This is a genomic window from Streptomyces sp. HNM0575 (genome assembly GCF_012726265.1).
Classification (GTDB): Bacteria; Actinomycetota; Actinomycetes; order Streptomycetales; family Streptomycetaceae; genus Streptomyces.
The window spans coordinates 185,660-199,056 of the sequence record NZ_JAASAG010000002.1 but is presented as its reverse complement, the minus strand read 5'-3'; the positions used below and the strand labels follow the sequence as shown (position 1 = coordinate 199,056).

Below are 13,397 nucleotides of genomic sequence, written 5' to 3'. Positions count from 1 at the left end.
TTCCCTCCTTGGATGCTCCGCGCGCGGGGTCGCGTACGGAGTGCTTCCAAGCGAACCGCAGCGTCCGCTTCTTCGGGAGCATGTGCGGTGCGCACGGAGAGGTGTGACTTTCACACCCCGTGTGAACGGATGTCCGTTACTCTCTGAAACAAGGGTTGGACGACCGGAGGGCGAGATGGAGCCCAACAGTCAACTGGACGTGCTGCTTGACCAGTCCGGAATCTCCCGGGCCGGTCTGGCCTTGAGAGTCAATCGCCTCGGCGCGGAGCACGATGTCACTCTGCGTTACGATCACACGGCTGTCGCGCGCTGGGTCAAGGGCCAGCGACCGCGCGGCCGCGTACCGGAGTTGATATGCGAGGTCCTCGGTGCGCGCCTGGAGCGCACACTGACTCTCGCGGACATCGGCATGGCGGGTCCGCCGGGCGCACAGCCCGCTTCCTCCCGGCCGTCCGGAACGGCGGGCGAGGACGACGACGGGCAGGCCACGCTGGGCAGGTTCGTGGAGCGGGCCGCCGTCTCCTGGCGGGCGGACGAGATGCACACGTACAGCCAGGGGCCCGCGCTGCTCACGGGTGCCGCGGCGGTCGCGCCCGTATGGGAGTGGGAGAACCCTCCCGACGACCTGGACGTCTCCCACAAGGGGAAACGCGAAGTCTCCGGCGTGGACGTCGCGTTGCTGCACGCCGCTCGCGGCCACTACGAGCACCTCTACCGCAACGCCGGCGGCGTCGCCACGCGCCCCCGAGTCGTCGGCTTCCTCACCGGCGAGGTTGCGCCGCTGCTGCGCGGCGAGTACGGCGACGGCACGGGACGCGAACTGTTCCACGCCGCGGGCGCGTTGGCGGCCGTCAGCGGCATCTGCGCGTACGACGCCGACGAACAGGGCCTGGCGCAGCGCTACTTCCACCAGGCGCTGCGCCTCGGAAAGGCCTCCGGCGACCGGCTGTTCGGCGGCTACGTCGTCTCGCTCATCGTCAACCAGGCGCTCTTCCTCGGGGACAACAGGCGCGCGATCGCCTGCGCCGAGGCGGTGTTGCGCACGCGGGCGCCCCGGTACACCCCGGCGCTGGCGACCGACCTGTACGCGATGCAGGCGAAGGCGTACGCGCGCATCGGCGATCGCAGGGGTGCGCACGACTGCATGCGCAGTGCCGAGTCCTCCTCCGCACGCATACGTCCCGAGGAGGAGCCCGAGGAGACCGGCTACGTCCAACCGGGCCTGGTCCAGGTGCGATTGGCGGAGGCTCTCCTCGTACTCGGAGAGCTCGAACCGGCCCGCCGGTATGCCGAGGAGGCGGCGCGGGCACCCGCCCATGTGCGCGGCCGGGTCAACCGGCTGGCCACGCTCACCGGAGTCGAACTTCGCACCGGCTCGCCGGAAAGCGCTGCGGAGACGGCGGTGCGGATGGCCGATCAGGCGCAGGGCATCGAATCACAGCTGCTGCGGCAGCGCATGCGGCAGGTGCGGGAGCGGCTGCTCCGGCACCCCGGTGCGCCGGTCGCGGAGGCGGCGGAGCTGATCGAGGAGACGCTGAGAGTTCCCCTCTGAAGGGAGGGCGGGCCGTACGGCGCCTCTGTCAGGGGGACGCCGCGGCGTGCTGGGATGTGCCCAACCTCCGTCAGGAAGGGGGCACATACGTGCGATGGAAGAACCTGGGTGAACACACGGTGTACGAGAACCAGTGGTTACGGGTCAATCTCGCGGACGTACTGCTGCCGGACGGCCGTCATCTGGACCACTATCTGATCCGGCTGCGGCCCGTGGCCATGGCCACGGCGGTCAACGAGCGCAACGAGGTGCTGATGCTCTGGCGGCACCGCTTCATCACCGACAGCTGGGGATGGGAACTCGCGGCCGGAGTCGTCGAGGACGGCGAGGACATCGCCGAGGCGGCCGCGCGCGAGATGCTGGAGGAGACGGGCTGGCGGCCCGGTCCGCTGCGTCATCTGATGACGGTGGAGCCCGCGAACGGGCTGACGGACGCGCGCCATCACATCTACTGGTCGGACAGCGCCGCCTACGACGGCCACCCCGAGGACGACTTCGAGTCGGACAAGCGCGAGTGGGTGCCGCTGAAGGAGACGCCGGATCTGATCGCCGGAGGTGAGGTGCCCGCGGCCAACACGGCGGCGGCGCTGCTGATGCTGTACCGGCTGCGCTTCGGATAGCCGGGCCGCGGTCGGGAACGGAAGGCCGGGCCGCGGCCGGGCTCTCCGGTACGGCCGGACGGCCGGGCCGCGGTCGGGAACGTCATGGCCTGGCCGTGGTCGGGAACGTCACGGCCGGGAACCTCACGGCCGGGACGTCACGGCAGCAGAACTGCTTCGGCAGCAAAGTGCCCCGGTCCGCCTTCGGGCGGGCCGGGGCATGCGTACGTGCGGCAGGGGTGCGGCGGGATCCGTCAGCGGAGCCGCGGCGGCGCGGCAGCAGCGCCCCGGGCGGACCGTGAGACGGACCGGACCGGACCGGACCGGACCGGACCGTGGACCGGCACCGGCCGTGGCCCGCCTCAGCTCTGACGCAGGAATCCGTCGCCGTGCTGCGCGATGTGCTGCTCCAGTGCCGACAGCGCCTGCTGCACCTGCGCCGCGGAGCCGCTGCCCCGCTGCTCCGCGTAGTACGCGGCGCCCAGCTTGCGCAGCAGCTCGCTGCCCTGACGCTGCGCCTGGACCTCCTCCACCTTCTCCTTGCCCTGCGCCAGTCCGCGCTGTGCCTGCTCCTTGGCCCTGTCGAGAAAACCCGCCATCGCTCCCGCCTCCTGTGCCTGTCTGCGGCCGGTGCCCGATCCGTGTCCCGGTCCGTCTCCCGATCCGTGTCCCGGTCGGGTCCCGGTACGAGTCCGTATCCGGTCCGGCTCAGTGCCTGATTCGTGTCCGTCTGACTGCTCGTCCAACGTATGCGGTGATCAGGGGGTTCCCTGTGCATCCTCGGCCAGCACCTCAAGGGCCACCCGTACGAGCTGCGGAACGGCGGGATGCCCTGGCCTGCCCGAACCCACGGGGCTCTCCCGCCAGATGAGCATCAGCGGTACGTCGCCGGCTCCCGCGAGCGGCCGGTAGACCACCCCCGGGTGCGGGTGCATCTCGGCGGTCGCGGACGTCGAGACGCCGACGGCGTCGCCGGCCGCGATGGCGCCCAGCCAGTCGTCGGTGTTGGCGACGAGCACGGCCGCGTCCGGGTCGGGACGGATCGGCGCCGGCCACAGGTCGAGCGTCGTGAGCCCGGAGACCGTGTTCAGCGCGATGGGGTGGTGTGCGAGGGCCGCGAGGTTCAACGGGCCGGTGTGCGCGGCCAGTTCGCTGTCCGCGGGCACGGCGGCCACCCGCGGTTCGTCGCACAGCCACTCGCCGAGCAGGCCCTCGGCGTCCCGCGGGATCGAGGGTGCCCGTACGAGCGCGACGTCGACCTTGCCGCTGAGGAGTCCCGCCGTGCGTTCGTCCACGCGCATCAGCTCAAGCGGGGTCTCCGGGCTGGTCTCCTTCCAGCGGCGCAGCAGCGGCGTGGTGTGCCGTCCGAAAGCGGACCAGGAGTGGCCCAGCCGCAGCGGCCAGGGGCGCAGCCGAGCGGGGTCGAGCGCCTCGTCGACGGCGGCGACTGCGGTGGCGGCCTTGTCGCGGAAGCGCCGTCCCTCGGTGGTGAGTTCGAGATGGTGCGTGCTGCGGTCCACCAGCCGCGCCCCGAGGTGGATTTCGAGCTGACGGAGCGTACGGGACAGGGCGGGCTGGCTCATCCGCAGCATCGCGGCCGCGGACGTCACGCTTCCGGCATCCGCGATGGCGAGGAAGGCGCGGAGATGGCGCAGTTCGGCGGTCATGCGCACGGAGCATATCCGCAGGCCGAAACGCATTTCACTCGCCGACGCGGCGGCCATAACGTGTGCTTCATGAGTTCTGGTGACGGCACGTCCGGGGATCGACCGGCACAGGCCGCGGCCCCGGCGGCACGGGCCGGGGCAGGGGGCGGGGACCGGCGCCATGGCCCTGGTGAAGGCCCTGTTCGAGACCCGGGGCGAGGCCCTGTTGAACGCCCCGGGCGAGGCTCTGCCGGCGGTGCCGGTCAGGCCCCCGCGGACGACCCCGGCGGCGGTCCCGGCCAAGGCCGCCTCGGTGCGGTCGGCATGGTCGTCGGCAGCGCCCTGTCGCTCCAGTTCGGGGCGGCCGTGGCCGCCACGCTCTTCCCGCGCGCCGGTGCGCTCGGTGTGGTCGCGCTCCGTCTCGTCTTCTCGGCGGTGCTCCTGCTCGCGGTGTGCAGGCCGCGGCTGCGCGGTCATTCACGTGCGGACTGGGCCGCGGTGACCGGGCTGGGCGTCGCCCTCGGCGCCATGAACACGCTCTTCTACCAGGCCATCGAACGCATCCCGCTGGGTGCCGCCGTCACCCTCGAACTGCTCGGCCCGCTCGTGCTGTCCGTGGCCGGCTCGCGCCGGCTCGTGAGCCTGCTGTGGGCGGGCCTCGCGCTGACGGGGGTCTATCTGCTCGGCAGCGACGGCTTCAGCGGGAGCTTCGGCGGCGTTTCCGGCGGCGGTTCCGGAGGCGGTCCCGGCGAGATCGACCTCGCGGGCGCCGGCTTCGCGCTGGCAGCCGGTGCGATGTGGGTGGCGTACATCCTGGCCAACTCCCGTACGGGCGCCCGCTTTCCGAAGGCCGACGGCCTCGCCCTGGCGATGGCGCTGGCCGCGGTGCTCAGCGCGCCCCTCGGGGTGGCGAGCGCCGGGCGGGCCCTGCTGGACCCGGTGACGCTCGGGCTGGGCGCCGCGGTGGCGGTGCTGTCCTCGGGCGTTCCGTACACGCTGGAGCTGTTCGCGCTGCGCAGGCTGCCCGCGGCCACCTTCGCGCTGCTGATGAGCCTGATGCCGGTTGCCGCGGCGGCGGCGGGCTTCCTGGTGCTGGGGCAGCGACTGGAGACGCCCGAACTGGTCGCGATCGCGCTCGTCATCGTCGCCAGCATGGGCGCCGTACGCACTTCGCCGCGCGCTTAGTCTGGCCCGGTGGACGAGGGCGAGCGGCCGACGGCCGTCTGGAGCGAGGACGGCCGTGAACGGGTGGCGCTTTGGCGTTCGGAGAGCGGCATGCGGCCGCCGCGGCACATCCGCGTCGTGGACGACCGGATGCCGGCGGACGCCGCCTACAAACTGGCCTGCGAGGGGACGGCGCTGCTGTGGCGCGGCGACTACCACGGAGCCAGGCAGCTGCTGTCCGCGCTGGGGCGGCGGGTCGACCGCAAGCAGCCGAAGGCGGGCGCGGATCCGCGCGAGAGATTCCACCGCCATCGTCAGGCGCAGTCGCGGCGGGCGCGGGTGCTGGGCATGCTGCTGGTGCCGCTGGACGCCGGACCGGAGCGCGGGGCTCACGCCGTACCGCTGCGCCGCGCGCCGGATGTGAGCGAAGCGTGCGTCGAGGCGTACGGACCGGCGGCCGGGGCCCCGGAGCACTCGCTGGTGCCGCTGCGTGAACTCCTCGGTGTCGTCGGCGCTCACGAGTGGCACCGCAGGGGTGTACCGGTCCCGGCGCTCGGCGGCGACCGGGTGCACCCGGCGTACGGGGTCTTCGCGCCGGTGCGCGGAGAGTACGTCGACCTGGTGGCCCGTGCCGAACTGCCGCCCGGCGGGCCCGCGTTCGACATCGGCACCGGTACGGGCGTGCTCGCCGCGGTGCTCGCACGGCGCGGCGTGGCACGGGTCGTCGCGACGGACCGGGACGAGCGGGCGCTGGCCTGCGCACGCGACAACGTCCGGCGCCTCGGTGCCGGCGGGCAGGTGACGGTCGTCGCTTCCGACCTCTTCCCGCCCGGCGGCGAACGTGCCTCCCTCGTCGTCTGCAACCCGCCCTGGCTGCCCGCGAAACCGGCCTCTCCGCTGGAGCACGCCGTCTACGACCCGGGCAGCCGGATGCTGCGCGGCTTCCTGTCCGGACTGGCGGAGCGGCTGACGCCGGACGGTGAGGGCTGGCTGATCCTCTCCGACCTGGCGGAGCTGCTTCGGCTGCGTACGCGCGAGGAGTTGACGTCCTGGATCGCGGCGGCCGGTCTCACCGTGGCCGGCCGCGAGGACATCCGCCCGCGTCACCCGCGTACCGCCGACGCCTCGGACCTCCTGCACGCCGAACGCGCCGCGGAGGTCACCTCGCTGTGGCGGCTGCGGCGCATGTGAGGCCGGTCCGCGCGATCCGGGACCCCTTGAGTGCGGGGAGGCGCACCCGGCGTGGCCGCCGGACCGCAACCGGGGCCTGGGGAAGGGGCCGGGGGAAGGGGAGTCAGGCTGCGGACCGCCTCCGTCAGCCGGTCGCCCGCCGGACCTCCGCCGGAGCCGCCGGGTTCTTCTTGATGAGCTCGATGAGGCCGGGGAAGCGGTCTTCGAGGTCCTTGCTCCGCAGCTGTGCCATCCGGCTGTTGCCCCGGTCGACCTGCCGGATGAGCCCGGCCTCCCGAAGGATGCGGAAGTGGTGGCTCCGGGTGGACTTGGAGACCGGAAGCCCGAAGGACGTGCAGTGCCGTTCGGTGCCCTCGGGCTCCCATGCCAGGCGCGAGATCACCTCGTAGCGCATGTGGTCGGAGAGGGCGTCGAGAACCGTCCGCAGGTCCATCTCCTCCACCGCGGGGTGGCCTTCTGAATCGGGCATCGTCGGCGGCTCCTTCGTAGGCGGGCGGGGAAACCGGTAGGTTCTACTTGCATGATACCTAAGGGCTGTGGGATGTTTGCCCCGGCAGGTTCGACATATTGCGAACCTATTGCGGCGGCGGCTTCGCGAACCTGCTTCACGAACCTGCCGAATCCGATGACCGGCCCCGGGTGGTCCTGCCCCGGGCCGCCCTGGGAGCTGAGATGTCCACACAGACCGACCCTCCGGCCGAGGAGCGGACCGCCACCGAAGCGGAGTCCGGGCGGGCGCCCGGGCAGGGCAGCGGAGGCTCGTCCCGGCGGGGGCTCACGCTCTTCGCCGTCCTGCTCGCGGTGTTCGTCGTGCCGACCTCGATCTCCGGGACTGCGGTGGCGCTGCCCGGCATCGGAGCGGACACCCACGCCTCCCTGATCTCTCTTCAGTGGGTGGTCAACGCCTTCAACGTCGCGTTCGCCTGCTTCACGCTCGTCTGGGGCTCGGTCGCCGACATCGTCGGCCGGGTGCGGGCGTTCGCGCTCGGTGCGGGCGTCTACGCTCTCGCCTCGCTCGCGGGGGCACTGTCCGCGAACGTGGTCCTGCTCGATGTGACGCGCGCGCTCGCGGGACTCGGAGGCGCGGCGATCTTCTCGTGCGGCAGCGCGATCCTCTCGACCGTGTTCGACGGGGCGGCACGTGCCAGGGCGTTCGCCCTTTTCGGCACCGTCGCCGGTGCCGGGGTCGCCGTCGGGCCGTCGCTCTCCGGCCTGCTCGTGGAAGGCCTGGGCTGGCGCTCGGTCTTCGGCCTGCACGCCGCCGCCCTGGCCGTCGTGCTCCTCGCCGTGCCCGCCATGGCACGCAACACCCCCGCCGCGCGCCGTGAGGGCGCCCGGATCGACGTCGCCGGCAGCGCCCTGTTCGTGGCGGCCATGGCCTTGCTGACCACCGGAATCGTCCAGGGCTCGCAGTGGGGCTGGGCCGGTCCCGGGGTGCTGGGCCTCTTCGCGGGCGCGGCGGTGGTCCTCGCGGCCTTCGCCGTGGTGGAGAAGCGCCACTCGTCCCCGATGCTCGACCTGGGCCTCATGGCCGACCGCCGCTTTCTCGCGCTGTGCCTCGTGCCGGTCGCCGCGTCCTTCGGATTCGTCACGATGCTCACGTACCTTCCGAGCTATCTGACGACGGTCACCGGTTACAGCAGCGGCAAGGCCGGACTGGTGATGGTGCTGCTCACCCTCCCGGTTCTGCTCTGCCCGATGCTCGCGGCCAGGCTGGTCTCCCGCGGCGTACGGGCGTTGACGGTGATCCGGCTCAGCCTGGTGTGCCTGGTCGTCGGCGACATCGCGCTGAACCTGTTCAGCGCGGACGTGGCCGTCGTCCTCGTGGCCGTGCCGATGCTCGTGACGGGCGCGGGGATGGGGCTGTCCGCCGGGCTGGTCGACGGACAGGCGCTGGAGATCGTGGAGCCCGGGAAGGCCGGCATGGCGGCGGGCTTCCTCAACACGCTGCGGCTGGGCAGCGAAGCGGTCGCCGTGGCCGTCTACGGGTCCCTCCTGGCCACCGTGCTGTCCGCCCGCGTACGGGAGGGCATCGGCGCCTACGCGGACGCCGGCGACCCGTCGCGCGTGGCCAACCAGGTCGCCGGAGGCGATGTGTCGGGACCGGCGCAGGCCGTCGCGGCAGGCGAGCGCGGCCGGTTCACCGACTTCCTCGCCGGTGCCTACGACTCCGCGTTCCACACCGTGCTGTGGATCCTGGCCGTCGTCTGCCTGGTCCTCCTCGCCGTCATCACGGTGCTGCTGCGCACGGGCCGCAACGACCGGCCGCACGGCGCCCGTTGAGCGCGGGGCGCGCCATGTCCGCGTCGGGGGCGGGCAGTTCCGGATTCGGCGGTCCCGGATCCGGGGCTGCCGGATCGGACGCCCCGGGCGCCTCAGACGCACCGGGCACTCCGCGCACAACGGTCCCGGGTACCACGGCACCCGGGGAGCCGCGGCACTTCGAGGTCGCCATCGTCGGCGGCGGTCCCGTCGGGATGCTGCTCGCCGCGGAGTTGGGGCTGCACGGTGTCCGCACCGTCGTGCTGGAGCGCAACCCCGCCACCGTCGATCAGCCCAAGGCCGGGACGCTGCACGCGCGTACGGTGCAGTCCCTCCTCCGGCGCGGTTATCTGCCGGCTCCGCGCGACGGCCGCCCGTACGCACGGGCCACCGCGCCCTTCCACTTCGCCGGGCTGCCGGGCCTGGTCATCAGCGCACCGGCGAGCGAGGGCCCGCCCGTCGTCGGACGGTCCCAGGCCGATCTGGAGCGCGCCTTCGAGCGGCGGGCACGCGAACTCGGGGCGGAGGTCCTCCGCGGCCACGAGGTGACCGCGCTCGAACAGGACGACCGGCGGGTGCTCTTGACGGCCCGGGACCTGCACGGGCAGCCGGTGCGCGTGAGCGCCCTCCATGCCGTCGGTGCCGACGGCGCACGCGGCGTCGTACGGACGCTCACCGGCATCCCCAGCGACGAGACTCCGCCGACGCTGGCCGCCCTGCTGGGCAGTGTGCGCCTCGGCGACCCCGGCGGCACGCCTCCCGGGTGGCGGCTCACCGACCGGGGCTGGACGGTGATCAACGTCGATCCGTACGGGCACAGCCGCGTGATCACCTTCGATTTCACCGGGCCGCACGAGGACCGCGGCGCTCCGCTCGGCCTGGAGGAGTTGCAGGCGACCGCCGGCCGCATCGCGGGCCGGGCCATTCCCATGACCGACCTGGTCTTCGCGAGCCGCTTCAGCGACTACTCGCGCCTCGTGCGCACTTACCGCAGCGGGCGCGTCTTCCTGGCCGGCGACGCGGCGCACGTCCACTTCCCGGTGGGAGGCCAGGGGCTCAACCTGGGGCTTCAGGACGCGCTGAACCTGGGCTGGAAGCTCGCGCTGACCCTGCGCGGCTTTGCCGGGGACCGCCTGCTCGACACGTACCACGAGGAACGGCACCCGGCCGGGGCCCGCGTCGTCGAGAACACCCGTGCCCAGCTCGCCCTGATGAGGCCCGGCGCGGAGACCGCACCGCTGCGCGCGCTCTTCTCCGAGCTCCTCGGACTCGAAGAGGTCCGCTCCCACCTCGGCGACATGATCAGCGCGCAGGAGACGTCGTACGGCATGCCCGGCGAGCCTTCCGGGCAGGGCCGCTTCCTGCCCAACGTGCCGCTGACCGTGGGCGGTCGGGCCACGTCCGTGGCCGAGGAGCTGCACGCGGCCCGGCCGGTCCTGCTGATCTTCGGGGCGAACGGCTCCGGCACCGGCGGCCTGGCCGGCGAGGCGGCGCCGTGGGCCGCGGCCGTCGACGTCGTCCATGCGACCTCGTCGGTGAGGATGCCCTGGGACGCCGTCCTGCTGCGCCCGGACGGCTATCTGGCGTGGACGCCGACGGGGCCGGTGCCCGAGCCGGGGGGTCTGCGTGCGGCGCTTACGCATCTGTTCGGCGAGCCCCCGGCGGCACGGGCGGCCGCCGGGGGACGGAGCGAGCGGGACGTCCAGGGCGTCCACGGCACACAGGGCGGCCGGGCCGTCCAGGCCGTGCGGAGTGCTGGTGCTCAGGGCGCGCAGAGCCCCACGCAGAGCCCCACGCAGCGCCCCACGCAGAACCCGCAGCGCCCGTAGGCCGTCACCAGCGGACGGGCAGCGCCGTGGGGCGGCGCAGCAGTACGCCGTGGTCCCACGGCAGGGAGCGGGGTTCCGCGTCCAGGGCCAGGCCGGGGAACTCCTGGGCGAGCCGGGCGAGTACGAGCGGGATCTGCATCCGGGCCAGCGCGGCCCCCATGCAGTGGTGCATGCCGTATCCGAACTGGAGGTGGCGCTTGCCGGCCCGGTCCGGATCGATGGTCAGGGGGTCGGGGAACGCCCGCGGGTCCCGGTTGGCGGCGAACGCGTCGGCGTAGACGACCTCTCCGGTGCCGATCACGCCGTCGCCCACCGCGACATCGCGGGTAGCGACACGGGGGAAGGCGGAGATGGTGCCCAGCGGCATCAGACGGATCAGTTCCTCCGTCATGCGCGACGCGAGGTCCGGATCGTCGACGAGGCGCCGCCACAGCGGCGGCGCGCACAGCAGCGCGTACACCGCCTTGGTCAGCACGGACAGGATGTTCTGGTCGGCGCCGAGCAGCGAGCCGAGCAGGAGACCGGTCAACTCCTCGTCGCTGAGCGGTGGTTCCGCACTGTCCCGTCCGGTGACGAAGCGGTCGACGAGTCCGCCGGGCTGCACGGGCCGGGCTCCCGTCACCAGGTCCGTCACATAGCCGTAGACCTTCCAGAAGTGGTCGAGGAGGTGGGATATGTCCTCGGCGGAGGCCATCTGCACCGTGCGGGCGTACGGGCGGAAGGAGGCGATGTCCGAGGCCGGGATGCCCAGTAAGCGGCAGTTGACGGTGACGGGCAGCGGATCGAGCACCGTACGGAAGAGGTCGGGGGCCGCGGCGGCGCGCAGCTCCGTGAAGCGTTCGGCGATCACCGCCTCCACGGTGGGGCGGAGCGACTCCACTCCCGCCGCGCTGTAGTCGGCGGCGACGAAGCCCCGCATCCTCGCGTGGTCGGGGACGTCGAGGTTGAGCAGCAGCTCCGGCGGCATGACCGTCGGAAGGAAGCTCGGGCCGGTCTCGACATTGGTCTCGGCGCGGGCGAACGTCGCGTCGGTGAGCACCTTGTGGACGTCGGCGTAGCGGGTCAGGTGCACGGCGGTGTGCCCGCTGGGCAGGACGACCTGCGGCAGGCCGCCGGGAGAACGGGTGCTGTGGGCGCGGTAGGCGGGCGGGGGATCGAGGTGCGGGATGTCCGTGGTCGTCACGGCGGGGGTGGCGGTGGTCATGGGCTGCCTTCCTGACAACGGGCGGGCTTCCTGACAACGGGCGAGGGACGGTCACAACAGGCTCGGGAGACCGGTGAGTTGCTGGAGGTCTGCCAGCGCCTGCCGGTTCTGGCGGAAGTGCACCGCGCGCCAGCCGCGGGCACGTGCCGCGTCGCAGTTCTCGGCGAGATCGTCGATGAGCACGCAGTCCCCGGGGTCCGCGCCGGCCGTCCGTGCCGCCAGGTCGAAGACGGCCGCCTCCGGCTTGCGGTGGCCGGCCTTGCAGGAGTCGACGAGGCAGTCGAGGTCACCGGCGGGAGCGATGATCCGGCGCCAGTGCTCCTCCCACTCCACGACGTTGTTCGACAGGACGCCCACGCGGAATCCGTTGTCACGCGCGTACCGCAGTGCGCACACCATGACGGGGTTGGCCTCGACACCGTCGAACCACTGCTCCCCGAAGCTCTCCAGCCGTGCACGGGAGAGATCGAGGCCGGGGTGGCGGTCGGACAGGACGCGTCTGAGCCGGCCTCCCCACTCGGCCTCGCTCAGCAGGGCGAGTTCGACGGGCGCGAGCGGCGGTAAGTCCATCGCCGCGGCGACCTCCTTGATCGCCCCCTTGAGTTGCTCGGGGGCGATGCCGGTCTTGGCCTGGTACGCGTCGTAGAGGTCGTCCAGCGGTGGGGACAGGACCCCGCCGAAGTCGAACCAGAGCATGGGTGGGGACATGGGGGTTCCCTTCTCTGAGGAGGGCGGCACCGGGAAAGCGAGGCGGCACCAGGAGAGATGTGGCACCGGGAGAGAGATGCGGCGGGCGCTCAGGCCTTCTCAGCGCTCTGCCGTCGTCCTACGGCGCCGCGGCGGCTGCGTGGACGACGCGCTGCCCGGCGGGGCTGGTGCACTTCAGGGCGATCTGCGCGGTCGAGATGACGGCTTCGTCCTGGAGCATCTGCAACTCGAAGACGAGCGCGGAGCGTTCGGGGTCCTCCACCAGCTCGGCCCGGCAGGTGGTGGCCAGTTCGAACTCCCCGAAGCGGGTGAACTCGGCGGCGCACCTGTGGAGCGTCAGCAAGCGCGGGGAGAGACCGAGCAGTTCGTGCGCGGCGTGTACGGCGGTCTGCCGGCAGGCCTCGAAGAGCAGCGCCCCCGGGATGTGGTCCAGCGGGTGGTCGAAGAGCGCGGGGTGCGACTGGTCGACCTCGACCTGGGCCACGACCTCGGTGTCCAGGACCACGGCCTCGCGCAGCACCACGTTGCGCGGCGAGGTGCGGCCGACCGACTCGGGAGTGAGCCTGCTCCCGACGGAGGGCGGTCTCGGGCTGCTCAGATCGAGCCCCGCACGGCCCCGCTCCCGTAACCCGTTCCACACTCCGGGCGGCATCCACTGGATGGACATCGTCATCGACGCCGCGCGCCGCTCGTCGATGGCCAGTCTCATCTCCAAGGTCACGCCGACGAGTTGGCCGTCGCGGCGCTTCTCGGCGACGACGGCGGCGTCGACCACGGCGTGCCCGGGCAGCGGGCCGACGCGCAGCGCGTCCGTGTCGATCACCCGCAGATCGCCGGAGTTGAAGACGAACCTGCTGTCCTGGGGTATGGACAGGTGCTTGTGCGTGAGCAGGATCGAGGTCTGGCGGAAGACCTCCAGGAGAAGCAGCGGATCGTAGGACGCGGGGCTCGCGGCGTGATCGCTGTAGTAGCTGTGCACTCGCGGCAGTTGGGCCGCGACATGGAACTCCGTGTCGGAGAGCCGCACCGAGTCCGTCAGGAAGACTTCGCAGACTGCGGCCCGGTGAACCAGCTGGCGGGAGACGGTCGTGGCGTATGACAGACCTTGTGGGTCACCTGCGGACATTTCGATCCCCGTTTTCGTTCGGCATGGCGATAGGTTCGAAACTGAACGTACCAAGGTTCGATGGAATTAGGCTGTGCCGGGAGTCACACGAGTTGCGTCCTGTGAGTTAAGAGTTC

General features: G+C 72.3%; 11 protein-coding genes and 1 pseudogene. 6 read left to right on the top strand and 6 right to left on the bottom strand.

Annotated features, from left to right (window positions below; genetic code table 11):
• Positions 1-175 precede the first annotated feature (175 nt).
• Both HCC61_RS04765 and HCC61_RS04760 read left to right on the top strand, forming a co-directional pair.
• Positions 176-1,552 carry a transcriptional regulator gene (locus HCC61_RS04765; protein WP_169134010.1) on the top strand — a complete coding sequence of 459 codons (1,377 nt, stop codon included), beginning with the start codon at positions 176-178 and terminating at the stop codon, positions 1,550-1,552.
• An 89-nt stretch (positions 1,553-1,641) separates the two neighbouring features.
• Entirely contained in the window at positions 1,642-2,172 is a 531-nt protein-coding gene (locus HCC61_RS04760; protein WP_169134009.1) for an NUDIX hydrolase, read from the top strand.
• A 341-nt stretch (positions 2,173-2,513) separates the two neighbouring features.
• Here HCC61_RS04760 and HCC61_RS04755 read toward each other — a convergent pair whose 3' ends face one another.
• Positions 2,514-2,750: a hypothetical protein gene (locus HCC61_RS04755; RefSeq protein ID WP_169134008.1), complete on the bottom strand. Its 237-nt coding sequence runs from the start codon at positions 2,748-2,750 to the stop codon at positions 2,514-2,516.
• Positions 2,751-2,909: 159 nt separating this feature from the next.
• Positions 2,910-3,818, bottom strand: coding sequence for a LysR family transcriptional regulator (locus tag HCC61_RS04750; protein ID WP_169134007.1), 909 nt, complete (start codon positions 3,816-3,818; stop codon positions 2,910-2,912).
• Positions 3,819-4,100: 282 nt separating this feature from the next.
• Between HCC61_RS04750 and HCC61_RS04745 the strand changes: the two are divergent.
• Positions 4,101-4,982 (top strand): annotated as a pseudogene (locus HCC61_RS04745) (EamA family transporter); the annotation flags it as partial.
• A 9-nt stretch (positions 4,983-4,991) separates the two neighbouring features.
• On the top strand, positions 4,992-6,152 hold the full coding sequence (locus HCC61_RS04740) for a class I SAM-dependent methyltransferase (protein ID WP_346777027.1): 1,161 nt from the start codon (positions 4,992-4,994) through the stop codon (positions 6,150-6,152).
• Between the two features lie 124 nt (positions 6,153-6,276).
• On the opposite strand, the gene HCC61_RS04735 is transcribed toward HCC61_RS04740, so the two are convergent.
• Complete coding sequence (locus HCC61_RS04735; protein ID WP_169134005.1) at positions 6,277-6,621, bottom strand: ArsR family transcriptional regulator; 345 nt, start codon at positions 6,619-6,621, stop codon at positions 6,277-6,279.
• A gap of 203 nt (positions 6,622-6,824) precedes the next feature.
• Between HCC61_RS04735 and HCC61_RS04730 the strand changes: the two genes are divergently transcribed.
• Positions 6,825-8,435, top strand: a complete 1,611-nt coding sequence (locus HCC61_RS04730) for an MFS transporter (RefSeq protein ID WP_169134004.1) — start codon at positions 6,825-6,827, stop codon at positions 8,433-8,435.
• 14 nt (positions 8,436-8,449) lie between these two features.
• A complete protein-coding gene (locus HCC61_RS04725; protein WP_169134003.1) occupies positions 8,450-10,243 on the top strand; it encodes an FAD-dependent monooxygenase in 1,794 nt (597 codons plus the stop codon).
• Between the two features lie 4 nt (positions 10,244-10,247).
• On the opposite strand, the gene HCC61_RS04720 is transcribed toward HCC61_RS04725, so the two are convergent.
• The 3 genes from HCC61_RS04720 to HCC61_RS04710 all read right to left on the bottom strand — a co-directional run bounded on the left by HCC61_RS04720 (position 10,248) and on the right by HCC61_RS04710 (position 13,281).
• Complete coding sequence (locus HCC61_RS04720) at positions 10,248-11,447, bottom strand: cytochrome P450 (protein ID WP_169134002.1); 1,200 nt, start codon at positions 11,445-11,447, stop codon at positions 10,248-10,250.
• A 51-nt stretch (positions 11,448-11,498) separates the two neighbouring features.
• Positions 11,499-12,155 carry an HAD family phosphatase gene (locus tag HCC61_RS04715; protein WP_169134001.1) on the bottom strand — a complete coding sequence of 219 codons (657 nt, stop codon included), beginning with the start codon at positions 12,153-12,155 and terminating at the stop codon, positions 11,499-11,501.
• A 118-nt stretch (positions 12,156-12,273) separates the two neighbouring features.
• Positions 12,274-13,281, bottom strand: a complete 1,008-nt coding sequence (locus tag HCC61_RS04710) for a ScbA/BarX family gamma-butyrolactone biosynthesis protein (RefSeq protein WP_169134000.1) — start codon at positions 13,279-13,281, stop codon at positions 12,274-12,276.
• Positions 13,282-13,397: the final 116 nt, after the last annotated feature.